The following is a 23,288-nucleotide window of genomic DNA, read 5'->3' as shown; positions in this document are numbered from 1 at the left end:
TGGGGTCCGGACGGGTACGAGTCCGGACGACTGTGCAGAGGAGCCCAAGTTAGCGATACGTCAGATCATGTGTATGACGTTTGGTCAACTCTTGGACATCCAGCGGGCGTCTGAGGGATGGGTGAACCACTGGTCAGAGCCAGCCGCGTTCGTCGGCGACCCGCAGCGCCTCGGTGCGGTTGCGGGTGCCGGTCTTGGCGATGGCCGAGGAGGCGTAGTTCCGGACCGTCCCCTCCGACAGGTAGAGCTTCCCGGCGATCTCCGCCACGCCGGCGCCCGACCGGGAGGCGTTCAGCACGTCCCGCTCCCGGGCGGTGAGCGGCGACGCCCCCGCCGCCAGGGTCGCCGCGGCCAGCTCCGGATCCACCACCCGCTCCCCCGCCGCCACCCGCCGGATGGCGTCCGCCAGCACCTCGGCCGGCGCGTCCTTCACCACGAAGCCCACCGCCCCCGCCTCCATGGCCCGCCGCAAGTACCCCGCCCGCCCGAAGGTGGTCAGCATCACCACCTTGCAGTCCGGCAGTTGCTCGGCCAGCACCGCGGCGGCGGCCAACCCGTCCAGCCCCGGCATCTCGATGTCCAGCAGCGCCACGTGCGGCCCGTGCTCACGGGCCGCGGCCACCACCTGGTCACCGCGGCCGACGTCGGCCACCACCCGGAAGTCGTCCTCCAGGTCGAGCAGCGCCCGCAGCGCGGTGCGGACCAGTTCCTGGTCGTCCGCCAACAGCAGACGGATCGTCATACCGCGTCTCTCCCCAGCCTCACCCGCAGCCACCAACCGTGTGGGCTCACCGGCCCGGCCTCGACGGTACCGCCCGCCGCCGCCACCCGCTCACGCAACCCGGTCAGCCCCTTGCCGACCCCGGCCACCGCGCCCCCGACCCCGTCGTCGCCGATCTCCACCGAGGAGGCGGTGACGGCGACCGTGCACCTGGTCGCCCGGGAGTGCCGCACCACATTGGTCAGCCCCTCGCGCACCACCCAGCCGAACAGCTCCCGGTCGCCGGCCGCCACCATCTCGGTGGTCGTCGGCAGGTCGGCCACCACCCCGGCCGCCCGCAGCAACTCCCGCCCCCGCGCCAGCTCCGCGGCCAGCGTCACCTCGCGGTAGCCCGACACGGCCGCCCGCACATCGGCCAGCGCCTGCCGGGAGAGGCCCTCCACCCCGGCCATCTCCGCCTGCGCCTGCTCGAGGTCCTTGGGCGCGAGGCGTTGCGCCAGGCGGCTCTTCACCGTTATGGCGGTCAGCGAGTGGCCGAGCAGGTCGTGCAGATCGCGGGCGATCCGGTTGCGCTCCGCCTCCGACGCCAGCCGCGCCACCTCGGCCCGGGCCGCCACCAGCGCCCGGTTGGTCTCGGCGATCTCGGCGAACGCGCCCACCACCAGAGTGCTGAAGAGGAGCCCCAGTGCCTGGAAGAAGGCCGGACCGGTGTGCCACGGGCGCACCGCCCAGGGCACCAGCAGCGCGCCCAGCGTCCCCACCACCATCACCCGCGCCGCGTACCGCCGCCGGAACGCGGTGAAGTACGCGACGATGACGGTGGCCAGGAAGAAGGCGTCCTCGTGGGCGAACGGCAGCGTGGCGAGGAAGAGCACCGCCAGCACCCCCATCAGCACCACGGCCCGGCGCTGCCGGTTCATGACCACCGCGCCGATGGCGCCCAGGTAGGCGGCGCAGAACGCCGCCACGATCACGTAGCCCGCGATCGCACCGGCCCCGTGGGAGTGCTGCGACACCCCGACCGCGGCGAGCCCCGGGTAGACCAGCATCCCGTTGGCCAGCACCACCCGCCGCCAGCCGTGCGTCCAGCGCGCCGAGTCGCGGGGCAGCGGTTCGCCTGCGCCCTGGGCCTGGGCCTGGACCTGGACCTGGACTTGGGCCTTGGCCTCGTTCTGGGCCCACCGGTCGTCGCAGGTTCTCACGCTCGGGTCGCCTTTCACGCTCGGGTCGCTGTTCACGCGTGAGTCGCCCTTCTCCCGTCGGCCGCCGCGCTCGCCCGGAACGCCCTGGTCAGAGCGTCGCGAACAGCGTCCGCAGGTGCCGCCCGTTGGTGACGACGGCCACCCCGAGCAGCAGCAGCCCGCAGGCGACCTGCTCGATCTTCATCCACAGCGGGTACGTCCCCGGCAGCGCCACGATGACGACGATGACCGCCACCAGGATCGGCGAGAGGAACCGCAGCCGCCGGAACGCCCCGCGCGACCCGGCCGCCGCCTTGGCGGTGAAGACGAACGTCAGCACGGCACTGATCGCGACGCCGATCCCCCGGCTCATGACCGCCTGGTTCACCATCGAGTGGTCGCCCTTCATGGCGAAGATGACGACGAGGGTGACCAGACTCAGCCCGAGGTAGGCGATCACCAGCTGCCGGACGGTACGGAACGCACGCACGGTGTCCGGGTGGGTCAGGCCACCGTGGCCGCTCTGGTTCGTGTTGCTGAAGCTCATGGGTTCCATCCTGGTCGGAGTGCGGGAGATCGGGCAGTGTGCCGACGCACGGGAGTCCCATGACAAATGTCAGCGGGGCGGCAGGCGTTACGTCAGCTCGTTCCTCATGGACCGTCAACTCCCAGCCGGGCGGCAGGCGGCCCGGCTGACTTCGGACGTGGAACGCGGTGCCGCCCAGCCAACGGCAGTTGGCGACAACGATACTGCCCCCCAACCGAGCTGGGCACGCCAATAACGGCGGTTCGACGAGCCGCCCCGGTGCTCCCGCTCCCCCGGCCGAACACGGGCTGGGCCTTCAGCCGCCGTGGCTTCCTCCGCCGAAGGGGCGTGGCAGGATCTCGATGGACTATGGCATTCCTGCCGGTCGCCGCGGCGGCAACTCCGTCGCACGATGGATCGCCCGGGCCGACTGCACGGCCCCCGAACCGGAAGACCTCCCGTGCGATTCATCGATGCCTCCTCCTTCACCGCCGACCACCCCTGGGGGGCGATCGACCTCGCCGCCCTGGACGACGCGACGGTCCGGCTGCACTGGACCGACCAGCCCTACGAATGGCACGTCAATGACGGGCCGGAGGTGTTCGTCGTCCTCGACGGAGCGGTCGACATGCACTACCGCGTCGACGGCGTCGAGCACGTCGAACGCCTCACACCGGGCCGGGTGTGCTGCGTGGAACCCGGCGACGCACACGTCGCCCGCCCCACCCCGCAGGCCCGCGTCCTGGTCGTCGAGAAGCGGGACAGCGACTGACGATGTGACTGGTGGCGATCGGACCCCCACCCGGCGCAAGCCGGGTGGGGGCGGGCCGATGCGGGACCGCGTTCCGGGGGCGGCGATGCGGGCAGCGCGCGGGCCGCTCAGGGCGTGGCGGCGGCCAGATCAGCGGTGATGCGGGCGTGCAGCTGCTTCATCGCGGCGAGGGTGGCGTCGATCTCGGGACAGGGACCCTTCTCGGCGGCCAGGGCGTCGAGTTTGCGGCCGAGGGCACGCAGGTCGGCGAGCGCGGTGTGGCGGTCGAACGGGTCGTCGAGGGTGTGGCCGGGCTCGGGGGAGCTCATTGCGGGGGCTGCCTTTCGTACAGGGTTTTCGGAGTTGGGAATGGGAGAGGCGAGTCGGGTCAGTAGCGGTGCGGCGCTTCGCTCAACGCGGCGCGACGCAGCATGCGGTTGGCCCGCTCGAAGCCGAACAGGCACCAGGGAACGGCGACTTGGGTACCGCTGTCGACGGTGATCACCGGGCCCGGGGCGACCAGGGTGGGGCGGCCGCAGCAGTGACAACGACCCGGCCGCCACTTGGTGATGGGCGGCGTGGGGATCTGCCGACCGCCGGTCACCGGCGGGCCCTTCGGGAGTGGCGGCACGTGGTCGCGCCGAGCGGCGGTTCACCGGGTGCGCGGGTGGTGGTCACGGCGCCACCTGGGAGTTCCCCCCGAGCATGCGGGCAAGTGCCCCGCTGCTGCATGTGGTCCTGGATGAGGGAGCCATCCGGCGCCCGGTCGGAGGCCCGGCGGTGATGCGTCGTCAGCTCCACCGCATCGAAGAGCTGACCGACCGGCCCAATGTGACGATCCAGATCGCTCCGTTCAGGCTGGCCTCGGAGCTGCCGTTCACCATGATGGTCACCCTGCTGACCATGCCCGATCGCTCGGTGGCGGCCTACTCCGAGTGCCAGCTGCGGGGCTTCCTGGAACGAGACGGCAAGACGGCCCGCAACTGGGAAGACCAGTTCAAAGGGACCGGCTCCGGCGGTGGAACCCAGCGCCCACCCGACGCGACGGTCGGCCGCGGGGCGTGTCCGCCACCAGCTCGAAGAAACGGAAACGGCCCGCCGGGCGAGCCGACGGGCCGTCAGTGTTGTTCGGGCTTGGTGCTCCAGCTGTGGATCGCGATGTGCCACGGCCTTGGGGCTTGTCTGCCGCTGGTGTCAAAACTCGGGTGGCCTCGGCGTGCCGCCCGGGTAGAGTGGCGCCGTGCCCGAGCTGAAGCAGTTGGATGCCGGCCATGCCCCGGCGGTCCTGGCCTTCGAGCTGGCGAACCGTGCCTACTTCGCTGCCTCGGTTCCCGACCGGGGCGACGAGTTCTACGACCAGTTCGCCGACCGGTACAGCGCCTTGCTGGCTGAGCAAGAGGCTGGTATCTGCGCCTTTTACGCGCTGGTCGCCGAGGATGGATCGGTTCTGGGCCGGTTCAACCTGTACGACTTCGAGGACGGCACTGCCGACCTCGGTTACCGGGTCGCGCAGCACGTCGCCGGCCGCGGCGTAGCGACGGCGACGGTCCGGGAGTTGTGCCGGCTGGCGGCGGCGCGGCACGGGCTGCGCACACTCCGGGCAGCCGCCGCCCACGCCAATGCCGCGTCCCAGAAGGTGCTGACCAAGGCCGGGTTCGTCCCGGTCGGCCCGGCAGACCCGGCCGACCTCGGCGGCAAGCCAGGCACCTGGTACCAGCGCGACCTGGCACTCCAACCGTAGACCGCGGTCTTGCCGGTGGACCGGCTGCGGGATGGCCGCGGCCACCGTTGATCATCGTGAGTCGTGTCGACAGACTTCCACACCGGCGCCACGAGGCCGGCGGCCGGCCCTACTTGTCGTGCGCGGCGGACCGTTTGGCGATCTCGGCCTTGACCGTCTCGTGCAGCTCGTCCGATGTGAAGCCGAGGTCGCGCAGGATCCGAGCGGCCAGACCCTCCCCGGTGCGGATCAGGCCCAGCAGTGTGTGCTCCGTGCCGACCCAGTCGTGGCCGAAGTCGGCCGCCGCGCGGTGCGCCTGCTCGATGGCCTCCTTGCTCTCCGGCCGGAACGCGATGTGACCGCGCAGCGCCTTCTGCCCGGTCGGCGGCATCGCTTCCTCGATCGCGTCGCGGACGCGCTGCTCCGACTCGCCCTTCGCCACCAGCACCTCGTACGCCAGGCCCTGCGGTTCGCCGAGCAGACCGAGCAGCATGTGTTCGGTGCCGATGAAGTCGTGCTTGTACGTTCGGGCGGCCTCCTGCGCCAGCACGATGCTGTGCCGGTTCAAGTTGGTGAACCGCTGGAACGCGGCGGGTGCGTGGCGTTGCTGGGCGGCCTGCTTGGTCACCCCGATGGCGTCGCCGATCTGGGTCCACGACGCGCCGGCCTGCCTGGCCTTGACGACGTAGTGGTCGATGAGCTGGTCACCGAGATCGGACAGGGTCTGGGCACGGAGTTGCGCCTCGCTGATGCGGGCCAGGTCGTTGGCGTCGGTGAGTTCCTCGTCGAGCCGGGCGATCAGGTCGGCGAGGCTGATGTGGAGTGGAGTCATGCGTCAAGCGTAAGTTGACGCTTCATCAGTCGTCAAGCCTCAATTGACGCACCGCTCGGCCCTCAGCCCTTCTCGCAGCCAGGGCCCAAGCGGGATCGACGGCCTGTCATCAACTGGCCCGACGGCTGAACGGGAGGCCGCGGCGGTACGTCAAGCGTGCCGAACCCGCCGTCGCCGCCCCACCCCGGAAGGTCTCGATGCCATGCGCGCCATGAGCCGGATGAATCTGCTGTTCACGCTCACCTCCCTGTCCGTCGTGCTCGTCGCCGTCGAACGCTTCTCGTTCACCACCCGGGTCCTGCTCCAGCCGTACGGTTTCCTACGCCTCCACGAGTTGGTCCAGCTGACCGTGCTGATCCCGCTCACGGTGATCGTTCCGGCGCTCATCTTCCGGGAGGTCTCCCGCGACTTCTCGGCCCTGCGGTCGAGGGAGGGGAAGTGGCTCTTCCTCGCCTTCGTCATCGGCACGTACTTCTACGCCACCGGGAACGGCCTGCACGAGATGGCCTCGGCCGCCTTCAACGAGCACTGCGACGCCAACGCTTTCACCGGAGACCTCTGCGGAGGCCTCTTCTTCAACGACTTCTACACCGGCAACACGATGTTCTTCGCCGGTGCCCTGCTGATGAACACGAGCCTGCTGGCGATCGAGAGCAGGAACCCGGACGAATCGTCCGCCCAGGGATCACCGGCCGCCCTCGTGCTCAACGCGGCCGTGTACGCAGTGACCGTCCTGGCGTACGCCGGGCTCGACCGGTCCCCCGTCGGCCTGGTCTACGCCGTGGGGATGCTCCTCGTAGCGGGTGCCTTCTTCCTGAAGGTCCGACAGCACTACCGCCTGTTCCCGTTCACCACCTACAGCGCACTCGTGTACGCACTCGGCGGGTTCGCATCACTGGTGGTCCGGATCTTCCTGTGACCACCCCCACCCCGGGGCGCCGGGCATCCGTGGCCACCGACCGTCGCATCGCTGAATCGATCAGCCGAAGTCCAGCGCCAGTCGATGCCAGGTGATGCCGGTGGACAGCACGAACAGGATGCCCGGCGCACAAACGCCGGTTTCGTCCAATGCGTGATCGCCGCGCCCAGGAACTGTTGTCCCGTAACTGCCGGCCGTCACTGGAGGGCGGCGCGTAGGTCCCGGGTGTACCAGTCGAACCGTGTGCCGCCCTTGCTTTGCGTCTGCCGGCCGGGGGTGAATCCTGCCCGCTGCGCCACTGCGGCAGATGCGGGGTTCTCCCTGGCCGCGCTGGCGGCCCGTTCGGCGATCGACACCACCCTCGACATCGGCGACCTCGGCACGGTCCCCGCCGCCGTCGAGGCCGTGGCGTACTTCACGATCGCCGAGGCGCTCACCAACGCCGCCAAGCACAGCCGGGCCACCCGGACCGCCGTCCGCGTCGCCCGCGACGGTGACCGGCTGTCGATCGAGGTCATCGACGACGGAGTCGGCGGCGCCGACGAGACGCTGGGTACCGGCATCGCCGGAATCCGCCACCGTGTCCTGGCGCTCGACGGCAGCGTCCACCTCCACAGCCCCGGCGGCGGTCCGACCACGATCACTGTGGGCCTGGCATGCGGGTCGTGATCGCGGAGGACAACGTCCTGCTGTCCAACGGGCTGGAACTCCTGCTGACCACCAAGGGTTTCCACGTCGCCGCGATCGCCCAGGACGGCCCCGGCTTCCTCGCCGCCGTCGCCGAACACCGACCGGACGTCACCATCGTCGACGTGCGGCTACCGCCGACCTTCCGCGACGAGGGCATCCACGCCGCCCTCCAGGCCCGCCGCCGGCACCCCGGCCTGCCCGTGCTCGTCCTGTCCCAGTACGTCGAGCAGCAGTACGCCGGTGAGCTGGTCTCCGACAAGCGCGGCGGCGTCGGCTACCTGCTCAAGGACCGGGTGAGCCGGGTGAGCGAGTTCATCGACGCGCTGCGGCGGGTCGCCGCCGGCGGTACCGTCATGGATCCCGAGGTGATCGGGCAACTCCTCACCGGTCACGCCCACGACCCGATCGCCGCGCTGACGCCACGGGAACGCGAAGTCCTCGCCCTGATGGCGGAAGGCAAGGACAACGCCACGATCGCGGCCCGGCTCGTCATCACCGACAACGCCGTCCACAAGCACATCGGCAACGTCTTCGCCAAGCTCGGCCTCTCGCCGGCCGACAGCGGCCACCGCCGGGTCCTCGCGGTCCTCACCTATCTCAGCCGCCACGGACGTTGAGCCGACCGCCGGCCCACGCCCACGCCCGGGCAGCGGCAGGGGCAGGAGCAGGAGCAGGCAGGGGCAGCGGCAGGAGCAGGCAGGGGCAGGGGCAGGGGCAGGGGCAGTACAGCCGACCGCTACCCCGGGCCGGGGCAGGGGCAGCGCATCAGTCCTGGTCCGCCCTGGACAGGGCGTCGGTGATCATGCGGGCAGCGAAGTCGTTGTCCTGGGTGATCCGGTTGATGCGCTCCGCGAGCAGGACGGCCGTGGCTTCCAGGGGAGTCATCTCGGCACGCGTCCAGTCACCGTACTGCGCGCGCCACAGATTGGGGCTCAGGCCGGTGGCCGCGGCGATGAGCAGGCCGGTCATGGTCGGAATGACCTCGGGCCGGAAGGTCCTGGGCATCATGCGCATCGTGGCCACGAGGCTGGGCACCACGTACTCGATGACGTCCTCGTCATGGTCCTCGCAGGCCAGCCGCAGCCACCGCATGTACATGTAGATGAACGTGCACGCGCCGTCCAGCAGCGCGTCGAATCCGGCCCGGTCCATGGACGCGGTGAACTGGTCGACCATCTGCCGCTGTTCGAGGTCCCTCTCGGTCCTGCCGTCGTAGATGGCCTTGAGCTGCGAGTCGATCACCATGAGCGCGGCACCCACGTCACCGACGGGAGCGTACTCGGGATCACAAGGCGATGACACAGGACTCCTCCTCAAGCAGCCACAGCAGCCGCAGCAGCCGCAGTGGGTAGCGACGCGCGTTCGTAGCGTATCCCTCCGTGCGAAGGAGCCGGTGAATCCTGATGGTGCCGCCTGCGGCGACCGCCCATCAAGTCGCCCCTTCCGCCCGCCAGTTCGGAACGGACGGACGCAACTCGAACCCTTGCGCCGGAGCTGGGCCCGGACCCAAGGGGGTCAGCCCACGTCGCCCGGTGCCGTTCCGGCACCCGCCCGGCCTCGGCGTGCGGCGGGCGAGGTACCGCGGCGTGCGGCGGGCGGGGTACCGCGGCGTGCGGCGAGCGGGGTACTGCGGCGGGCCAGCACGACGGCCCCGACGGCGATCCATGCGCCGTTGAGCACCGCGGACGGCCAGGCGTGGTGGTACCCGGAGTTGACCGTCAGCGCGGCGGAGCCGAGCAGGTTGAGGAGTTGGAACCCGGAGCCCGCGGCGCGGATGCGCGCGGTCGACGCGAGGGCGTAGGCGGCGAGCAGCAGCCCGGCTCCGAGCCATCCGACGGCGGTGACCGCGGCGCCCATCCGGCTACCGCTCCTCGCCGGGCAGCACCGCGTAGGCGCGGACCGGGAAGGTGCCCATGCCCTCGACGGCAGGCGGCGCGGCGTGGAAGCGGAAGCCATCCACGGGCAACTGCGCCAGGCCGCGCAGGTGTTCCACGACCGGGATGCCGGCAGCCAGCAGGGTGGTGTGGGCGGGTCGGGTCGGGTCCTCGGTGTCGTCGATGTTCAGCGAGTCGATGCCCACGAGCGCGGGCCGCTGATCGGCGAGCCACGCGGCGCCCCGGGCGGTGAGGAAGGGGTGGCCGCCCGAACCGTAGCGGTCGGTTCCCCAGTGCCCGTCCCAGCCGGTGTGGATCAGCACCGCCCGGCCGGTGACCTGGTACGGCAGCAGCGCGTTCCGGTCGACGGCGCGGCCTTGCGCACCGGTGACCCGGACCACCAGCCCGTCCAGGTCGACCAGCCCGTCGAGGGGCAGTCCCGCCAGGTCCAGCCCGTCACCGAAGCGGTGGAAGGGGCTGTCGAGGTAGGTGCCGGTGTTGGCGACCATCGAAATCCGGCCGATGTGGAACTCGGTGCCGGGCGCGTAGTGGTCGCGGGAGGCCTCTCGCGAGAGGTGGTCGCTGATCTCGGGCGTGGGCAGGCCAGGAAGGGTGACCATGCCGTGCCGGATCGGGTGGCTGAGCTCCACTGTCCGGCGGCCTGCCGCCCGCGGGGCCGCCCCGCCGGTGCCACGACCGCCCTTGTGCGGTTCGCGCAGCATCCGCTTGCCGCTGATGCGCACCGTTTCGACCATCAGCAGCCCGAGGTGTCGCACGAAGAGTTCGGCGAGTTCGTCGTCGGCGAGGTCCGGGCCGGGCACGTCCAGCCTGAACTCCCGGGTCTGCAGGCCGCCGCCGTTGGCGAACACCACGTCCGCGTCGAACTGCGCACGCCACTGCCCGCCGTCGGCACGGCCGGGGTCCTGGTCCATGTTCTCGGTCTCCATGTCCTCGATGATCACTGAAGCTGCACTGGAGGACAATCGAGGATTTCTTAAGTGCCGCTACAGTCAGGGTTATGGAACTCGACCCCAGACGTCTCCGGGTGCTCCACGCGGTGGCCGTGCGGGGCGGCGTGGTGGACGCGGCGCGACTGCTGCACCTGACCCCCTCGGCGGTCTCGCAGCAACTCGCCCAACTGGAGCGGGAGGTCGGCCAGCCGCTGGTGGACCGCTCCCGGCGCCGGGCCGGGCTCACCCCCGCCGGGCAGCTCCTCGCCGCCCGCGCCGAGCGGATCGAGCAGGAGCTGGCCGAGGCGCGCCGCGAACTCGCCCAGGCGAGCGGGCGGGTGACCGGCCCGGTCGTCATCGCCGGGTTCTCCTCGGCCATCTGCCACCTCCTGGTCCCAGCGCTGCGTCGACTCACCGACGAGCAGCCGGAGCTGGAGCCTCGGGTGGTGGAACTGGAGGGCCCCGCGGCGCTGCGCGAGCTGCGGACCGGCGGGCTCGACCTGGTGGTCACCGAGTACGACGTGGGCGGTCCCGGCACCACCGCGGCCCCGGCCGGTCTCTCCGCCGCGCCGGTCGCCGACGACGAGTACCGCGTCGTGCTGCCCGCCGACTGGTCACCTGCGCCCGGCAGCGTCAAGGACCTGGCGAACCGTCCGTGGGTGGCCGGACCTCCCGGGAGCGCCTGCGGGCGGGCGCTGGAGCGGATCTGCGCCGAGTACGGCTTCAGCCCGCGCCGCGTGCACACCGCCGTGGAGTTCCCCACTGTTCTCGCCCTCGTGGCGGCGGGCCTCGGCGCGGCGATCGTCCCCACCCTGGCCCTGGGCGGCGCCCGCGCCGACTTCGTCGAACTCCCCGCCCTGCCCGTCGCCGGCCACCGACGCATCGCCGCGCTCCGACGCTCCTCGGGCTCCGGCCCCGACCCACTGACGGACGCCGTGGTCGCGGCTCTGCGTCAGGCTGCGACGGCGCTGAGGCTGAAACCGCCGGCCGGCGAAGCCATCTGACGGGCTGCCCCGGCGACGGCGCTGAGGCTGGAACCGCCGGCCGGCGAGGCCACCTGACGCACGGACGGCGACCCGAGCCGGGGACGTCCGGGTCCGGCCCCCACCATGACCGTGGTCCCAGTGTCAGAGGTGTCTGCCAGGCTCCCGCCATGGAGATGACGCTGCAACTGACGATCGACTGCGCCGACCCACAGAGGCTGGTGGCGTTCTGGAGCGAAGCTCTCGGGTACGTACCCGAGCCTCCGCCGGGTGGCCATGCCACGTGGCGGGAGTACTGGGCAGCCATCGGGGTGCCCGAGGAGGAGTTGCCCGTCGGTGCGGGCGATGCCCCGGAGTCGATCGTCGATCCGGCAGGGCACGGGCCGCGGGTGTGGTTCCAGCAGGTTCCGGAACCCAAGGCCGCCAAGAACCGGATCCACCTCGACCTGAGGGTCGGCGGCGGGCGCGACATCCCGTTGGCGGTCCGCACCCAGCGGGTCGCCGGCACGGTGGAACGGCTGGTCGAAGCCGGCGCCGGCGTGCTCCGGATCACGGATGAACCGGACGCGGGGCAGTACGCCGTCCTGCTGCAGGATCCGGAGGGCAACGAGTTCTGCGTCGTCTGAGAGCGACCGCTCCGGCTCCCGGCGCCCGCCCGACCGGCCGCAGCCGTCGCCCCCGCGGCTGTGGCCGCTCTAGTATCAGCGTGCTGACTTACCGTCAGCAGACTTCCGAGCGAACAGGGGTGGGCGCTGTGACGGATGGCACCGGCTGGATGAGGCGCGGGATCGACGATTCGGTGGCGGCGCCGGTGGACCTTCGGGTCGACGTTCCGCACTCGGCTCGGATGTACGACTTCTGGCTCGGCGGCAAGACGAACTTTCCGCCCGACCGGGCCCTGGGCGAGGCGTTCGAGGAGGCGATCCCGAGCATCAAGGTCATGGCGCGGGAGAACCGCCGGTTCCTCGGCCGGGCCGTGCGTCACCTGGCCGGTGAGGCGGGTGTCCGCCAGTTCCTCGACATCGGCACCGGCATCCCCACGGAGGGGAACACGCACGAGGTCGCCCAGGCCGTGGCTGCCGACAGCCGGGTGGTCTACGTCGACAACGACCCGATCGTCCTCGCGCACGCCCGCGCGTTGATGGACAGCACCGGTTCGGGGCGTACCGCCTACATCCACGCCGACCTGCTGGAGCCGGAGAAGATCCTCACCGATCCCGTTCTGCTCCGCACCCTGGACCTGGACCGCCCGGTGGGTCTGACCCTGGTGGCCGTCCTCATGCTGATCGCCGACGAGGACGACCCCTGGGCCCGGGCCCGGGTGCTGATGGACGCCCTGGCGCCGGGCAGTTACGTGGCGATCACCCATCCCGGCTGGGACTTCGACCCGGCCGCGATGGCCGCGGTGGTCGAGGCCGCGGGCAAGGGGCAGATGACCCTGGTGCCGCGCACCCGCGAGCAGGTGGCGCGGTTCTTCGGTGACTGGGAGCTCCTGGAGCCCGGTGTGGTTCCCGTGATGGGTTGGCGCCCGGACGGCGAACCGCCCGCCGACCCCACCGCCGCCTACTACTGGTCCGGAGTGGCCCGCAAGCGGTGACGCGGGCACGGTGGTTCGGCTTCAGGGCGCGTCGAACTCCACGTACTCGGGGGCCGCGGGGAGGCGCCTTCATGCCACCGAGTGCTTCGGCTCCCGGTCGGCCCAGGGGACGCCGACCGGCAAACCGACTCGCCCCGGGTGCCCGCTCACTGAGATCCTCCAGGCATGGAGTTCTTCATCTACCACCGCGACCGTGCCGACTCCGGGGGCCTGCGCCGCCGCCTCGTGGAGCAGCACTGGTCCTACATGGACCAGTACGCCGCCGAGTTGATCGCCCGTGGCCCGACGCTCACCGACGAGGGGGCGGCCACCGGCAGTGTGCACATCGTCGACCTGCCGGACCCGGCCGCCGCCCGGGCGTTCGCACTCGACGAGCCCAACTACCAGGCGGGGGTGTACCGTGACGTGCTGATCCGGCGGTGGCGCAACCTGCTGGGGCGCACCATGTGGGAGTTCCCCGGGGGTTCGAGCGGCGGCCACCGGTATCTGGTGCTCGGGCTGGGCCCGGTGGGTGCCGTCGAAGCCGGCCTGCCGGCGGAGCAGGGCGACCTGATCGCCTACGGCCCGCTGCTGTCCGATGACGGCGCGCACCTGCTGGGCACGGCGGCGCTGGTCCGGGCGCCGGCCGCGGCGGCGGCACGCGCCGTCCTGGCGCCGGAGCGGTATGCCGAAGTCGAGGTGCACAACTGGGAGTTCGGCGGGCGGCGCTAACCTCCGCTCCGCCATCACCGCAGCCGGGCGCGGGAGCGGAAGGTGCGGCGGTAGCTGTCCGGCGGCACGCCGACCGGGCGGTTGAAGTGCCGGCGCGGCGTGGTGGCGGTGCCCAGGCCGGTCGCCTCCGCGATGTTGTCCACGCTGTGGTCGATGGTCTCCAGCAACTCCTGGGCGCGGCGGATGCGTTGGGTCAGCAGCCACTGCAGCGGGGTGGTGCCGGTCACCGTCCTGAAGTGGCGGCCCAGGTGGCGTGGGCTCATCCGGGCCTGGCGGGCCAAGTCCTCGACGGTGAGCGGCTGGTCTAGCCGTTCGAGGGCCCAGGGAAAGAGGTCGGCGAGCGGGCGGTTGTCCGGAGCGGGCATCGGGGTGGTGATGAACTGGGCCTGGCCGCCGTCCCGGTGGGGCGGCACGACCAGGCGGCGGGCGAGCCGGTTGGCGGTGGTCGAGCCGTGGTCGAGGCGGACCAGGTGCAGGCAGAGGTCCCTGGCGGCGGCCTTGCCAGCCGAGGTGAGCACGCTGCCGTTGTCCACGTAGAGGACGTCGGGGTCGACCGTGACCTGCGGGTACCTGGCGGCCGGCACGTCGCTGTGGGCCCAGTGCGTGGTCGCGCGCCGGCCGTCCAGCAGGCCGGCGGCGGCCAGCACGAACGCGCCCGTGCAGAGGGATACCACGCGGGCGCCGGCCTGGTGGGCCGCGCGCACCGCGTCGACCAGGTCTCCGCGGGCGAGGTCTTCGACGCGCCGGAGTTCCTGAGCGCGCTGTCCTCGCACATCTCGGTGGAGCTGCGGTAGCCGGGGCGCCCGTGCGGCCGGCGGGGATAATTCAGTGGCCGTTCGGGAGCGCGGGCTCCATGCTCGTCAGGTCATGGAAGAACCCGACGTCCTGGTGGACGAACCCAAGTACCGCATCCGCGCGACCCACACCGCGGACACCGTCACCGTCTACCAGGCCTACCGGCCGGAGATCGGCCTGGCGGCGGCGCGCGACGGCCGCTTCCCGGCGGCCTGGAAGCGTGACCGGATGACCTGGATCAAGCCCTCCTTCCTCTGGATGATGTACCGCTGCGGCTGGGGCACCAAGGACGGGCAGGAGACCGTCCTCGCCGTCGAGATCAGCCGCGAAGGCTTCGACTGGGCACTGCGGAACGCCTGCCTGTCCAGTTACCAGCCCGGCCTGCACACCGACCGGGTCTCCTGGCAGCGGCAGTTGAAGCGCTCCCCGGCCCGCGTGCAGTGGGACCCGGAACGGGACCTGCGGTTGCAGCCGCTCCCGTACCGCTCCCTGCAGCTGGGCCTGGCCGGTGAGGCCGCGCACCGGTACGCCGACGAGTGGGTCACCGCCATCACCGATGTGACGCCGCTGGCCCGGCAGATCCACGAGCTGGTCCGCGAAGGGCAGTTGGCCGCCGCCGGGCGCCTACTGCCGACCGCCGGGCCGTACCCCGCCGGGGACGAGCTGCTGGGTGCGCTGCGCGGCTGACACCGGGCTGCCCGCCTCCGCTTGCCCGCCTACCGCGAGAACAACCAGGCTGCCGCGCCCACGCGTTGTCATGCGGAAGCGTGCTCGGGTCGACGACCCGTCAAGCCGATCAACCGGTCCGCCAGCGGAGCGTCCGCCGCCACCGGTACCGGGGCACCGAAGAGCCCAGGGCTGCCGTTCGGCTGTTGCTCGACCACCGTGCGGACCCAGGCGTACGCCGTCTCCAACGCCTCGGCCAGCGCCGGGTCCTCGCCCGGAAACCGCTGACCGGTGGCGACGGCCAAGTCCCAGCCGTGCACCAGCACCTCGTCCACGGCCGCGGCCCCCGCGACCTCGGCCGGCATCTCGCCCCCACCCACCCGGGCGGTCCCCCGCCAGGCGTCGGCCGGGCGCCAAGCCTCGGCCAGGGCGTCGAGTTGGGCCGCGAGCCGGTCACGCCAGTCCGCGCCGAGGCGGCTCGCGTCCGGCGTGCGGGGCCGGCCACCGTCCGAGCGGTCCTCCTTGGCGCCGGCCGCGGCGAAGGCGATGCTCAACCCGTCGATGTGATCGAGCAGTTCGCCGACCGTGAGGCCACCGCACGGGGTGGGCGCGGTCAGTTGGCCGTCCTTCACCTCGCGGATGAGGGCGGCGAGTGCGCTGGTCGCGGGTGCGAGGTCCAGGGTCACGAGGTCACCGACTCCGTCCTTGCCGGGGCACGCTTGCGGGATGCCGTGGTCACACGTCCCCATTGTCGGCCGCCCCGAGCGTCTTCACCGGCCTCGACGCGTTCGGGCCTTCCCGGATCGGCCGAACGGCGGTACGCATGGGGACATGGACCGCCCCTTGCTCCTCCTCGACGTCGACGGCCCGCTCAACCCCTACGCGGCCGAACCCGAAAGGCGCCCACCGGGGTACCTCACCCTGCGCGTGCCGCGCATACGGGAACCCGGTGCCACGCTACGGGTGTGGCTCAACCCGGACCATGGTGCGGCGCTGCTGGCGCTGGAATTCGAGCTGTGCTGGGCCACCGCCTGGGAGGCTCACGCCAACCGCTGGGTCAGCCCGGCCGTCGACCTGCCCGAGCTCCCCCACATCGACTTCGGCACCGCCCTCCTCCAGGAGCGCCCCGACGGCGTGCACTGGAAGACCGAGCGGGTGGTGGAGTACGCCGCCGGCCGCCCGTTCGCCTGGGTGGACGACGAGTTGAGGGAGGCGGACGAAGCGTATGTGGCCGCTCACCATCATGGGCCCGCGCTGCTGCACCACGTCAACCCGAGGATCGGGTTGCGCGACGGGGACTTCACGGCGCTGGCTGACTTCGCCCGCTCACTGCGCAGCTGACGCGACGTCAGTCATGGCTTGACACTCTGCGCCGGTAGACCTGCCGGGAGCCGCCCTCCGGACCGGGCCCGGCGGCCTCGGCCGGGGTGAACCCGAGGCGCTCGTAGAAGACGCGGGAGCCGCCGGCCACCGCGCCCGGGTGGTCGGCACCGAAGGTCACCACCTCGAGCGTGCCCGGTGCGGCCACGAACCTGCGGACGGCGTCTTCCACCAGGGCGCGGCCGGTGCCGTTCCCGCGTTCCCCCTCGGCGACGACCAGCCAGTGCAAGTGGTACGTCGGGGGCTGCGCACCGAACAGCAGCGCGCCGTGCAGCCGGTCCGAGGCCGGGGAGGCGGCGACCAGCGCGGTCGACCGGCGGATGTTCTTGCGCACCGCCTCGTGGAACCCGGCGTCGCCGACCATCGGGCCGAACCACTGCTCGACCTGGCCCGCCAGGTCGAGGAAGCCGTCGAAGTCCTGCTCACGCGCCAGTCTGACGATCATGCGGTCATTCTGGCAGCCGGCACGGTCACTCCGCTGCCAGGTCGTAGACGGTGACCGGGACCCCACGGCCCGTCAGCCGCTCCCGCACCAGCGGCTCCACCAGCTCCCAGCGCCCCTCCGCCAGCCCGCACCCGATCCTCGGCATGTGCACGGACGCCCCGAGCCGCCGCGCCTCGCCCCCGAGCCGCCGCAACGCCTCCCCGATCGCCTCGTACCGCACCGGCGCCGGCGCCCCGGGTGCGCGCCGGCTGCGCACCCCGTGCTGGCCCACCATGTTCGCCACCCACAACTCGGGCTCCACCTGGACCAGTTGCAGCGCGCCCAGCCCGAAGTCGTTCCCCGCCCGCCCCCGGTACCACCCCCGGAACGCCTCCTCCGGCTGCGGCCACCGCCGGGAGATGTCCACCACGATCCCCCTCCCCCAGCGGCCCGCGTCATTGCACACGTGCGCGATCACCCTCGGCCCCTCGCCGTGCGGTGCGGTGGCGTCTCCGGTCCGATAAGTGATCGTCTCGCTCATGCGTCCGAGGGTAGCGACGGCGGCTGACAGCAGCCCTGAGCTCAACGCAGCCGGATCCCGCTCCCGCTCGGACCGACCGGGCCCGGTCAGCGGTAGCGTCGACAGTATGCGGGCAACCCGGGTCGTGCTCATCGGTGGCACATCGAACGTCGGCAAGTCGACCGCCGCCCAGGCCGTCGCGCGGCGGCTCGGCTTCGACTGCCTGTCGACCGACGGGCTGGCGCGGCACCCTGGGCGGCCGTGGCGGACGACCGAGCGGGAGGTGCCGGCGCATGTCGCCGTGCACTACAGCACGCTCACGGTCGACGAACTACTGGCCTCGGTGCTCGCCCACTACGAGCGGCTGTGGCCCCGGATCGAGCAGCTCGTCACGACATACGCGACCGGAGGGGGCGCGGGCCTCGTGCTGGAGGGCTCGGCACTCTGGCCGTCCCGCGTCGCCACCCTGACCGCTCCGGGCACGGCTGCCGTCTGGCTCACCGGGGATGCCGCCCTGCTCCGCGACCGGATCCGCACGGCCGGGCGCTACGGCCAGGCGACGGAACAGGAGCGGCATCTGATGGACAAGTTCACCGCTCGCACGCTGCGCTACCAGGCGGCGATGCTGGACGCCGTCGCCGCACTGGGCCTGGACCGCGTCGATGTGGGCAGCGGCCGGTCCGTGGCGGAGGTGGGGGACGCGGTGCTGGCACTGGCCGGATGACGGGCGGCAGCACCAGGTCCCAGGGCTAGCGTGGTGGACCATGAAGATCCTGATCGTTGGCGGTAGCGGCTTCCTGGGCCGCGAGTTGGCCCAGCGGGCCTCGGCGGCCGGGCACGCCGTGGCGGCGACCTTCGCGACCCGCGCCGGCGACCTCCCCGGGGTCCGCTGGCTGCACATGGACCTGGGTCGTGGCGAGGAGGTCACACGCGCGCTCCGCGGAACCCGGCCGGACGTCGTCATCAACGCGGCCTACCGCCAGTCCGATTGGACGACCACGGCCGACGGCGCGATCCGCCTGGCGATGGCTGCGAATGAGTGCGGCTCCCGGCTGGTGCACGTCTCCAGTGACGCCGTCTTCTCCGGCGCCGACGTCCACTACGACGAATCCGCCACACCTGACCCGATCACCCCTTACGGGGCCGCCAAGGCCGCCGCCGAGACGGCGATCCGCCTGTTCGTCCCGGCTGCCGCCATCGCCCGCACCTCGCTGATCATCGGCGACGGCGGCTCGGCGCACGAGGCCTTCATCCACGACCTGGCCACCGGGCGGCGCAGCGGCGTCCTGTTCACCGATGCCGTCCGGTGCCCCGTCCATGTCGCCGACCTCGCCCGCGCCCTCCTCGAACTGGGCGCCTCCGACCATGCGGGCATCCACCACCTCGCGGGATCGGATGCCCTCAGCCGCTATGAGCTCGGTCTGCTGGTCGCCGACCGCGACGGACTGGACGCCGCCGGGCTGACCGCCGGCCGCCTCGCCGACACCGGCTCCCGGGGACCGCTGAACGTGCGCCTGGACAGCACGCGGACCCAGCGCCTGCTGCGCACCGCGCTGCGCGGTGCCCGGGACTTCCTGCGCCGCGAGCACTGACCCTGGACCAGGAGCCATGGCATCGGCGTGATGGGGCCGCAGCCGCCGGCTCACGCGGAGACGGCCAGTCCGCTGACGAAATCCAGCACCCGCCGCGTCAGCAGCCGGCGGCCTCCGGGTAGCAAGTCCCCGGGATGTCGCGACGTCAGCCCAGCAGGCGCCAGTCACGTGGCAGGTCCGCACTGAGGAGTTCTCCGACCTCGGTCGGCGGGAAGGCCGGCCATGTCCTCGTCGCCTCGTGCCGGCGATTGAGGCGATGATCGAGGAAGCGCTGCGTCCGTCTCAGCCCGTCAGCGGCCTGGCCGGGACTGATGCGTCCGTCCTCGAGGGCGTCGGCGTAGTCATTCAGGTCAAGCAGGCGGTAGGGGTGGTCCGGCGGCCCGATGATGACATCGATCCACATGTCCTGGGTCTTCAGAAGACCATGGCCGGGGCCGCCCCACTCCAGGCTCACGAGGTCGCAGTACCACCAGCCGGCCTGCTCCGGTGGAAACATCACTGGCTGGTTGATCTGCATGTGCTCGTCGAGCAGTACGAACGTGCGCTGGACGTAGTCGGTCCCGTCCTCGTGAAAGCCCCAGTCGTAGGCGACGACGTTGCCGCGGCGGATTCCTGCTGCCCTCAACCTGTCGTTGTGCAGAACGGTCACTCGTTCGTCGGAGGTCACGGGGCACGGTATCAATGCCCAGCCCAGTTCAGCACCTCGCTGACGACCGACCGGACGGCAGTGTCGGCGACAAGCGACGTGTTCCCGGCCGCAGGAGGGCCTCGCGCACAGGCCCTCGCCGAAAGGTACCGCCCCGCGAACCTGTCGTGTCCGGTCAAACGAGCTCGGGGCATTCGGCTCCGCGCTTCACAACCCGCGAGCCAAGTCCCATCCCGCGCGGCCCTGCCGACCCGCACCGCACCGCCCGCCCCGGACCGGCGAGGGCTGCGGCCTACCCGAGCACCGGCGCCTCCCAGCCGTACGTGCGCGCCAGCCGACCGAGCACCAGGCGCTGCGGCAGCACCCCCGTCGCGGCGAGCAGCGCATCGCGGACCAGGACGCCCACCGGGGTACTGCGGGCCACCAGGGCGCCCACCCGACGGGAGCCGGCGACGATGGCGGTGGTGCGGGCCAGGCGGGCGGCGGTGTAGGCGGGGAGAGCGGCGACGGGGTCGACGGGGTCGGCGCCAAGGGTGGCGGCGAGGACCAGGGCGTCCTCGATGGCCTGGCAGGCGCCCTGCCCCTGGAACGGGGACATGGCGTGGGCGGCGTCGCCGAGGAGCGCGACCCGGCCGTGGTGGTGGGCGGGAAGCGGGTCGGTCAGCTCCCAGACGTCGTGCCGCAGCACCCGCGACGGGTCGGCGGCGGCGAGGAGTTCGGGTACGGGTTCACACCAGCCGCCGAAGTGGCGCCGCAGCTCGGCGAGTTCGTCGCCGTCGTCGGCGCGGCCGCCATGATCGGCCAACGCGGCGGCGTACACGTAGAGTTGACCCCCTTGGAGCGGCACGACGCCGACCAGTCCCCCACTCCCCCAGATCTCGCCGACGGCCGGTGGCGTGCGCGGCGGCTCGGGGATCAGGGTGCGCCAGGTGGTGAAGCCGGAGTAGCGCGGGCCGGGGTGGCGCGGGAAGAGGGTGGCTCGGGTGGCGGAGCGGATGCCGTCCGCGCCGACCACCAGATCGGCCGTCCGCTCGCCGTCGGCGGTGCGGACCACGGCGGGGCGGCCGGCGGTGCCGTGGTCGAGCAGTTCGGCCGGCGAGCCGGTGCGGACGGCACCGGGCGGCAGGGCAGCGGCCAGCGTGTCGACCAGCACCGAGCGGGCCACGGCCACCAGCTTGTCGCCGAAGACGTCGGCCATGGCGTCGTGGTCGACGCGGGCCAACCAGCGACCGGAAGGACGGCGCAGGCCGGCGGCGGGGTGGTCGGGGCCGGCGTGTGCGCGCAGGCGGTCGCCGACGCCGAGCCGATCCAGGGCCCGCAGGGCGTTGGGGGCCACGGCGAGGCCGGCACCGACGGGTTCGAGGGAGGCGGCCCGCTCGTGCACCGTGACCTGGTGGCCGAGGCGGTGCAGGGCGAAGGCGGCGGCAAGGCCGCCGATTCCGCCGCCGATGACGATTGCTTCCATGATCCAACCCCCGGAATACTACAGGCGTAGTTCGCATTGCATGTCGACGATACTACGGATGTAGTGAGGTTTGAGGCCGAGGGAGCGGAACAGCGATGATCGGAGCCATGAAGCAGTCCCAGCACCCCAAGCCCGGCCGCCCGACGTTGATCGCCGACACGGCGGTCGCGCTGATCGCCGAACGCGGCCTGCGGGGGCTGACCCACCGGGCGGTGGACGAGGCCGCCGGGCTGCCCACCGGCTCGACCTCCAACCTGGCGCGGACCAGGGCGGCACTGCTGGAGCTGGCGATCACCCGGATCGCGGACCTGGAGGCACCCGACGGCGCGGCCGAGCCGACCGTCCAACTGAACGGTGAACCGCGCGAGCTGCTCGCGGAGCTGGCCGCCGACTCGCTGCACCAGGCGCTCACCACCGGGCGCGCCCTGACCATCGCCCGCTTCGAACTCGCCCTGGAGGCCACCCGCCGCCCCGAACTACGCGCGGTCTACGACAAGTTGGGTGCCGGATTCGTGGACTTCGCAGCGACCCTGCTGGCCCGCTGCGGCTCGACCGCCCCGGAGGCGGACGCCCGCCGACTGGTCCGCTGGTGCGACGGTGTGCTGTTCAACTCGGCGGTGGGCAGCGGAAGTGGGCATCCACTGAATCGGTCGGAGCTGCGCGCGGAGGTGGGCGGCTACCTCGACGCCCTGCTGCCGGGCGGGCGCTGACGGGCCCGTCGACCGACGGCACCCACCGGTGGAAGCCGGCGTCACGGTCGCCGTCGGGGTCAGCTGCCCAGACCATGGGAACGGAAAGCATTGCCCCGCCCAGCGGAGACCGTGCCGTCGCGGCCGGGAAGGCCGACTGACCCTCCGTCAGACCTGCTGCTGCGCCAGCCATTCGTCGAACGTGGTCGGCGCGATCCGGGCTCCCTCGCCCGGCAGCAGGACGTTGCCCGCTGCCGCCGGGCCGAACGGACCGTCCCAGGTGGGCCGCAGCTTCACCGTGCGGCCGCGCACGGCAAGGGTGCGGCGGGCCATGTCGACCAGGTCCTGCGCTTCGGGGCCGGCGATGTCGGGGTGGCGGCCCCGCGCCCCGCCCACCACCAACTCGGCCAGGATGGCGGCCACGTCGTCCGGGGCGATCGGCTGGAGCAGCAGCGGGGGCACGAGGGCGGCGCCATCGTGTTCGGTCCAACCCACCACCATCTCGGCGAAGTCGTGGAACTGGGTGGCCGGGACGATGGTCCACGGCAGCGGGCCGGCGGCCACCAGCCTCTCCTGTTCGCACTTGCCCGCGTAGTGGGCGTTGCCGGCGATCCGGTCCATACCGGCGATCGAGAGCAGCACATGGTGGCGAACGCCGGCGCGCTCCCCGGCGGCGAGCAGGTTGCGGGTGGCGGCGCCGAGGTACGCCACCGTCTCATCGCGATCGAGCACCGGCGGGCTGATGGCGTCGACGACGGCGGCCACCCCGGCCAGTGCGGCGTCGAGCCCCTCACCGGTCACCAGGTCCACACCAAGTGCGCGGCTGATCCGGACGACCTCGTGCCCGTCGCGCTCCAGCGCGGCAGCGGTGCGGGCCCCGATGTTCCCGGTCGCACCGGCGACTGCGATTCGCATGATCGTCTCCCCAATCGGTCTCTGCCTGTTGATCTGTCGATCTGTCGATCTCCGCTTGCGCCGGATCCGGGATCGCCCGGACCGGCTGCGCCAGGCTATCTCGGACTAAAGACATCCGCAATGTCTTCAATGGGCTCGCCCCGGCTAGACTGACGGCCATGAAGTTGCCCGTGAGTACCGAGTGGGTCCTGCACTGCACCACCACGCTGGCCCAGCTCGAAGCCGGGGCGACGGCATCGGCGGCGCAGCTCGCGCTGTACTTCGACGTCCCGGCGCCGTACCTCGCCAAGCAGCTCCAACCGCTCGTCAAGGCCGGGGTACTGGCCGCGTCGACAGGCCCCCGGGGTGGATTCCGGCTGGCCCGGCGGCCGGAGGAGATCACACTGCTGCAGATCGTCGAGGCGGTCGACGGCGCGGCCTCGCCCTACGAGTGCCGGGAGATCCGCCAGCAGGGTCAGGGCGCGCTGTCACCCGACCAGTGCCGCCACACCTGCATCCTGGCCGCCAAGATGGCCGAGGCCCACGAGGCCTGGCGGACCACCCTCGCGAGCACCTCGATCGCCGACATCCTCGCCACGCTCCCGGCCGGCGCCCAGGCCCACACCCGCCGGCGGCTGACGGGCGCAGGCACGGGAACCACGGGGACAGGAACGAGCACGGGTACGGGGACGGGGCGCACCGGGACGGGGCGCCCGGGGGCGGGCACGGCATAGGACGCGACGGGATCGTCCTCTCCGGGTG

General features: G+C 72.1%; 30 protein-coding genes and 2 pseudogenes. 16 read left to right on the top strand and 16 right to left on the bottom strand.

Annotated features, from left to right (window positions below):
• Positions 1–133: 133 nt before the first annotated feature.
• The 3 genes from LN042_RS15575 to LN042_RS15565 form a co-directional block, all read right to left on the bottom strand.
• On the bottom strand, positions 134–742 hold the full coding sequence (locus tag LN042_RS15575) for a response regulator transcription factor (protein WP_230051803.1): 609 nt from the start codon (positions 740–742) through the stop codon (positions 134–136).
• Entirely contained in the window at positions 739–1,923 is a 1,185-nt protein-coding gene (locus LN042_RS15570; RefSeq protein WP_230051802.1) for a sensor histidine kinase, read from the bottom strand. Before LN042_RS15570 ends, LN042_RS15575 begins: the two co-directional genes overlap by 4 nt.
• Before the next feature lie 88 nt (positions 1,924–2,011).
• Positions 2,012–2,449 carry a hypothetical protein gene (locus LN042_RS15565; protein WP_230051801.1) on the bottom strand — a complete coding sequence of 146 codons (438 nt, stop codon included), beginning with the start codon at positions 2,447–2,449 and terminating at the stop codon, positions 2,012–2,014.
• A gap of 439 nt (positions 2,450–2,888) precedes the next feature.
• On the opposite strand from LN042_RS15565, the gene LN042_RS15560 reads away from it, so the two are divergent.
• Positions 2,889–3,200, top strand: a complete 312-nt coding sequence (locus LN042_RS15560) for a cupin domain-containing protein (RefSeq protein WP_230051800.1) — start codon at positions 2,889–2,891, stop codon at positions 3,198–3,200.
• Between the two features lie 107 nt (positions 3,201–3,307).
• Here LN042_RS15560 and LN042_RS15555 read toward each other — a convergent pair whose 3' ends face one another.
• A complete protein-coding gene (locus tag LN042_RS15555) occupies positions 3,308–3,508 on the bottom strand; it encodes a hypothetical protein (protein ID WP_230051799.1) in 201 nt (66 codons plus the stop codon).
• 59 nt (positions 3,509–3,567) lie between these two features.
• The gene (locus LN042_RS15550) at positions 3,568–3,783 is read right to left on the bottom strand and encodes a hypothetical protein (RefSeq protein ID WP_230051798.1); all 216 of its coding nucleotides are present in this window, start codon (positions 3,781–3,783) and stop codon (positions 3,568–3,570) included.
• Between the two features lie 101 nt (positions 3,784–3,884).
• Here LN042_RS15550 and LN042_RS38015 point away from each other — a divergent pair.
• Positions 3,885–4,166, top strand: a pseudogene (locus LN042_RS38015) (Scr1 family TA system antitoxin-like transcriptional regulator); the annotation flags it as partial.
• 253 nt (positions 4,167–4,419) lie between these two features.
• The gene (locus tag LN042_RS15545; RefSeq protein WP_230051797.1) at positions 4,420–4,920 is read left to right on the top strand and encodes a GNAT family N-acetyltransferase; all 501 of its coding nucleotides are present in this window, start codon (positions 4,420–4,422) and stop codon (positions 4,918–4,920) included.
• Between the two features lie 109 nt (positions 4,921–5,029).
• On the opposite strand, the gene LN042_RS15540 is transcribed toward LN042_RS15545, so the two are convergent.
• Complete coding sequence (locus tag LN042_RS15540; RefSeq protein WP_230051796.1) at positions 5,030–5,731, bottom strand: Clp protease N-terminal domain-containing protein; 702 nt, start codon at positions 5,729–5,731, stop codon at positions 5,030–5,032.
• Positions 5,732–5,942: 211 nt separating this feature from the next.
• On the opposite strand from LN042_RS15540, the gene LN042_RS15535 reads away from it, so the two are divergent.
• The 3 genes from LN042_RS15535 (at position 5,943) to LN042_RS15525 (ending at position 7,957) form a co-directional block, all read left to right on the top strand.
• A complete protein-coding gene (locus LN042_RS15535) occupies positions 5,943–6,650 on the top strand; it encodes a hypothetical protein (protein WP_230051795.1) in 708 nt (235 codons plus the stop codon).
• A 276-nt stretch (positions 6,651–6,926) separates the two neighbouring features.
• On the top strand, positions 6,927–7,319 hold the full coding sequence (locus tag LN042_RS15530; RefSeq protein ID WP_230051794.1) for a sensor histidine kinase: 393 nt from the start codon (positions 6,927–6,929) through the stop codon (positions 7,317–7,319).
• Positions 7,307–7,957 carry a response regulator gene (locus tag LN042_RS15525; protein ID WP_230051793.1) on the top strand — a complete coding sequence of 217 codons (651 nt, stop codon included), beginning with the start codon at positions 7,307–7,309 and terminating at the stop codon, positions 7,955–7,957. The genes LN042_RS15530 and LN042_RS15525 overlap by 13 nt, the downstream gene beginning before the upstream one ends.
• A gap of 148 nt (positions 7,958–8,105) precedes the next feature.
• Here the strand turns inward: LN042_RS15525 and LN042_RS15520 are convergent, their stop codons facing one another.
• The 3 genes from LN042_RS15520 to LN042_RS15510 all read right to left on the bottom strand — a co-directional run bounded on the left by LN042_RS15520 (position 8,106) and on the right by LN042_RS15510 (position 10,161).
• The gene (locus tag LN042_RS15520) at positions 8,106–8,642 is read right to left on the bottom strand and encodes a hypothetical protein (RefSeq protein ID WP_230051792.1); all 537 of its coding nucleotides are present in this window, start codon (positions 8,640–8,642) and stop codon (positions 8,106–8,108) included.
• A 213-nt stretch (positions 8,643–8,855) separates the two neighbouring features.
• The gene (locus tag LN042_RS15515; protein WP_230051791.1) at positions 8,856–9,197 is read right to left on the bottom strand and encodes a CBU_0592 family membrane protein; all 342 of its coding nucleotides are present in this window, start codon (positions 9,195–9,197) and stop codon (positions 8,856–8,858) included.
• A gap of 4 nt (positions 9,198–9,201) precedes the next feature.
• Positions 9,202–10,161, bottom strand: a complete 960-nt coding sequence (locus tag LN042_RS15510) for a cyclase family protein (protein WP_230051790.1) — start codon at positions 10,159–10,161, stop codon at positions 9,202–9,204.
• Positions 10,162–10,232: 71 nt separating this feature from the next.
• Here LN042_RS15510 and LN042_RS15505 point away from each other — a divergent pair, with 71 nt between their 5' ends.
• The 4 genes from LN042_RS15505 (at position 10,233) to LN042_RS15490 (ending at position 13,455) form a co-directional block, all read left to right on the top strand.
• Positions 10,233–11,168, top strand: coding sequence for a LysR family transcriptional regulator (locus LN042_RS15505; protein ID WP_230051789.1), 936 nt, complete (start codon positions 10,233–10,235; stop codon positions 11,166–11,168).
• 149 nt (positions 11,169–11,317) lie between these two features.
• The gene (locus LN042_RS15500; protein ID WP_230051788.1) at positions 11,318–11,773 is read left to right on the top strand and encodes a VOC family protein; all 456 of its coding nucleotides are present in this window, start codon (positions 11,318–11,320) and stop codon (positions 11,771–11,773) included.
• A gap of 128 nt (positions 11,774–11,901) precedes the next feature.
• Positions 11,902–12,744, top strand: a complete 843-nt coding sequence (locus LN042_RS15495) for an SAM-dependent methyltransferase (RefSeq protein WP_230051787.1) — start codon at positions 11,902–11,904, stop codon at positions 12,742–12,744.
• Positions 12,745–12,909: 165 nt separating this feature from the next.
• Positions 12,910–13,455, top strand: coding sequence for a YciI family protein (locus LN042_RS15490; protein WP_230051786.1), 546 nt, complete (start codon positions 12,910–12,912; stop codon positions 13,453–13,455).
• Between the two features lie 14 nt (positions 13,456–13,469).
• Here LN042_RS15490 and LN042_RS15485 read toward each other — a convergent pair.
• Positions 13,470–14,174: pseudogene (locus LN042_RS15485) on the bottom strand (helix-turn-helix domain-containing protein); the annotation flags it as partial.
• Between the two features lie 148 nt (positions 14,175–14,322).
• On the opposite strand from LN042_RS15485, the gene LN042_RS15480 reads away from it, so the two are divergent.
• On the top strand, positions 14,323–14,937 hold the full coding sequence (locus tag LN042_RS15480) for a DUF4291 domain-containing protein (protein WP_230051785.1): 615 nt from the start codon (positions 14,323–14,325) through the stop codon (positions 14,935–14,937).
• A 68-nt stretch (positions 14,938–15,005) separates the two neighbouring features.
• On the opposite strand, the gene LN042_RS15475 is transcribed toward LN042_RS15480, so the two are convergent.
• Positions 15,006–15,602 (bottom strand): TIGR03086 family metal-binding protein, encoded by a 597-nt coding sequence (locus LN042_RS15475; RefSeq protein WP_230051784.1) that lies wholly within the window; start codon positions 15,600–15,602, stop codon positions 15,006–15,008.
• Positions 15,603–15,747: 145 nt separating this feature from the next.
• Here LN042_RS15475 and LN042_RS15470 point away from each other — a divergent pair, with 145 nt between their 5' ends.
• A complete protein-coding gene (locus tag LN042_RS15470; protein ID WP_230051783.1) occupies positions 15,748–16,257 on the top strand; it encodes a hypothetical protein in 510 nt (169 codons plus the stop codon).
• Between the two features lie 7 nt (positions 16,258–16,264).
• On the opposite strand, the gene LN042_RS15465 is transcribed toward LN042_RS15470, so the two are convergent.
• Together LN042_RS15465 and LN042_RS15460 are read right to left on the bottom strand one after the other, a co-directional pair.
• Positions 16,265–16,741, bottom strand: a complete 477-nt coding sequence (locus LN042_RS15465) for a GNAT family N-acetyltransferase (RefSeq protein ID WP_230051782.1) — start codon at positions 16,739–16,741, stop codon at positions 16,265–16,267.
• 25 nt (positions 16,742–16,766) lie between these two features.
• On the bottom strand, positions 16,767–17,261 hold the full coding sequence (locus tag LN042_RS15460) for a macro domain-containing protein (RefSeq protein WP_230051781.1): 495 nt from the start codon (positions 17,259–17,261) through the stop codon (positions 16,767–16,769).
• 106 nt (positions 17,262–17,367) lie between these two features.
• Between LN042_RS15460 and LN042_RS15455 the strand changes: the two genes are divergently transcribed.
• Both LN042_RS15455 and LN042_RS15450 read left to right on the top strand, forming a co-directional pair.
• Complete coding sequence (locus tag LN042_RS15455) at positions 17,368–17,964, top strand: P-loop NTPase family protein (RefSeq protein WP_230051780.1); 597 nt, start codon at positions 17,368–17,370, stop codon at positions 17,962–17,964.
• 40 nt (positions 17,965–18,004) lie between these two features.
• The gene (locus LN042_RS15450) at positions 18,005–18,832 is read left to right on the top strand and encodes an SDR family oxidoreductase (RefSeq protein ID WP_230051779.1); all 828 of its coding nucleotides are present in this window, start codon (positions 18,005–18,007) and stop codon (positions 18,830–18,832) included.
• A 145-nt stretch (positions 18,833–18,977) separates the two neighbouring features.
• On the opposite strand, the gene LN042_RS15445 is transcribed toward LN042_RS15450, so the two are convergent.
• Positions 18,978–19,499, bottom strand: a complete 522-nt coding sequence (locus LN042_RS15445; protein WP_230051778.1) for a DUF402 domain-containing protein — start codon at positions 19,497–19,499, stop codon at positions 18,978–18,980.
• A gap of 271 nt (positions 19,500–19,770) precedes the next feature.
• Complete coding sequence (locus tag LN042_RS15440; protein ID WP_230051777.1) at positions 19,771–20,943, bottom strand: FAD-dependent monooxygenase; 1,173 nt, start codon at positions 20,941–20,943, stop codon at positions 19,771–19,773.
• A gap of 107 nt (positions 20,944–21,050) precedes the next feature.
• On the opposite strand from LN042_RS15440, the gene LN042_RS15435 reads away from it, so the two are divergent.
• Positions 21,051–21,653 (top strand): TetR/AcrR family transcriptional regulator, encoded by a 603-nt coding sequence (locus LN042_RS15435; protein WP_230051776.1) that lies wholly within the window; start codon positions 21,051–21,053, stop codon positions 21,651–21,653.
• Between the two features lie 147 nt (positions 21,654–21,800).
• On the opposite strand, the gene LN042_RS15430 is transcribed toward LN042_RS15435, so the two are convergent.
• Positions 21,801–22,547, bottom strand: coding sequence for an SDR family oxidoreductase (locus LN042_RS15430; RefSeq protein WP_230051775.1), 747 nt, complete (start codon positions 22,545–22,547; stop codon positions 21,801–21,803).
• Positions 22,548–22,705: 158 nt separating this feature from the next.
• Between LN042_RS15430 and LN042_RS15425 the strand changes: the two genes are divergently transcribed.
• Complete coding sequence (locus LN042_RS15425) at positions 22,706–23,260, top strand: RrF2 family transcriptional regulator (protein WP_230051774.1); 555 nt, start codon at positions 22,706–22,708, stop codon at positions 23,258–23,260.
• The last annotated feature ends 28 nt before the right edge of the window (positions 23,261–23,288 follow it).

Origin of the sequence: Kitasatospora humi (genome assembly GCF_020907985.1) — a bacterium.
In the GTDB taxonomy this organism is placed as follows: domain Bacteria; phylum Actinomycetota; class Actinomycetes; order Streptomycetales; family Streptomycetaceae; genus Kitasatospora; species Kitasatospora humi.
This window is presented reverse-complemented; position numbering and strand designations above follow the sequence as displayed.

What these genes read in the sequence shown, in the direction of transcription:
- LN042_RS15575 (WP_230051803.1), bottom strand. Translation starts at nt 742, where the DNA reads ATGACGATCCGTCTGCTGTTGGCGGACGACCAGGAACTGGTCCGCACC.
- LN042_RS15565 (WP_230051801.1), bottom strand. Translation starts at nt 2,449, where the DNA reads ATGAGCTTCAGCAACACGAACCAGAGCGGCCACGGTGGCCTGACCCAC.
- LN042_RS15555 (WP_230051799.1), bottom strand. Translation starts at nt 3,508, where the DNA reads ATGAGCTCCCCCGAGCCCGGCCACACCCTCGACGACCCGTTCGACCGC.
- LN042_RS15540 (WP_230051796.1), bottom strand. Translation starts at nt 5,731, where the DNA reads ATGACTCCACTCCACATCAGCCTCGCCGACCTGATCGCCCGGCTCGAC.
- LN042_RS15535 (WP_230051795.1), top strand. Translation starts at nt 5,943, where the DNA reads ATGAGCCGGATGAATCTGCTGTTCACGCTCACCTCCCTGTCCGTCGTG.
- LN042_RS15525 (WP_230051793.1), top strand. Translation starts at nt 7,307, where the DNA reads ATGCGGGTCGTGATCGCGGAGGACAACGTCCTGCTGTCCAACGGGCTG.
- LN042_RS15515 (WP_230051791.1), bottom strand. Translation starts at nt 9,197, where the DNA reads ATGGGCGCCGCGGTCACCGCCGTCGGATGGCTCGGAGCCGGGCTGCTG.
- LN042_RS15510 (WP_230051790.1), bottom strand. Translation starts at nt 10,161, where the DNA reads ATGGAGACCGAGAACATGGACCAGGACCCCGGCCGTGCCGACGGCGGG.
- LN042_RS15505 (WP_230051789.1), top strand. Translation starts at nt 10,233, where the DNA reads ATGGAACTCGACCCCAGACGTCTCCGGGTGCTCCACGCGGTGGCCGTG.
- LN042_RS15500 (WP_230051788.1), top strand. Translation starts at nt 11,318, where the DNA reads ATGGAGATGACGCTGCAACTGACGATCGACTGCGCCGACCCACAGAGG.
- LN042_RS15490 (WP_230051786.1), top strand. Translation starts at nt 12,910, where the DNA reads ATGGAGTTCTTCATCTACCACCGCGACCGTGCCGACTCCGGGGGCCTG.
- LN042_RS15480 (WP_230051785.1), top strand. Translation starts at nt 14,323, where the DNA reads ATGGAAGAACCCGACGTCCTGGTGGACGAACCCAAGTACCGCATCCGC.
- LN042_RS15470 (WP_230051783.1), top strand. Translation starts at nt 15,748, where the DNA reads ATGGACCGCCCCTTGCTCCTCCTCGACGTCGACGGCCCGCTCAACCCC.
- LN042_RS15465 (WP_230051782.1), bottom strand. Translation starts at nt 16,741, where the DNA reads ATGATCGTCAGACTGGCGCGTGAGCAGGACTTCGACGGCTTCCTCGAC.
- LN042_RS15460 (WP_230051781.1), bottom strand. Translation starts at nt 17,261, where the DNA reads ATGAGCGAGACGATCACTTATCGGACCGGAGACGCCACCGCACCGCAC.
- LN042_RS15455 (WP_230051780.1), top strand. Translation starts at nt 17,368, where the DNA reads ATGCGGGCAACCCGGGTCGTGCTCATCGGTGGCACATCGAACGTCGGC.
- LN042_RS15450 (WP_230051779.1), top strand. Translation starts at nt 18,005, where the DNA reads ATGAAGATCCTGATCGTTGGCGGTAGCGGCTTCCTGGGCCGCGAGTTG.
- LN042_RS15440 (WP_230051777.1), bottom strand. Translation starts at nt 20,943, where the DNA reads ATGGAAGCAATCGTCATCGGCGGCGGAATCGGCGGCCTTGCCGCCGCC.
- LN042_RS15435 (WP_230051776.1), top strand. Translation starts at nt 21,051, where the DNA reads ATGAAGCAGTCCCAGCACCCCAAGCCCGGCCGCCCGACGTTGATCGCC.
- LN042_RS15430 (WP_230051775.1), bottom strand. Translation starts at nt 22,547, where the DNA reads ATGCGAATCGCAGTCGCCGGTGCGACCGGGAACATCGGGGCCCGCACC.
- LN042_RS15425 (WP_230051774.1), top strand. Translation starts at nt 22,706, where the DNA reads ATGAAGTTGCCCGTGAGTACCGAGTGGGTCCTGCACTGCACCACCACG.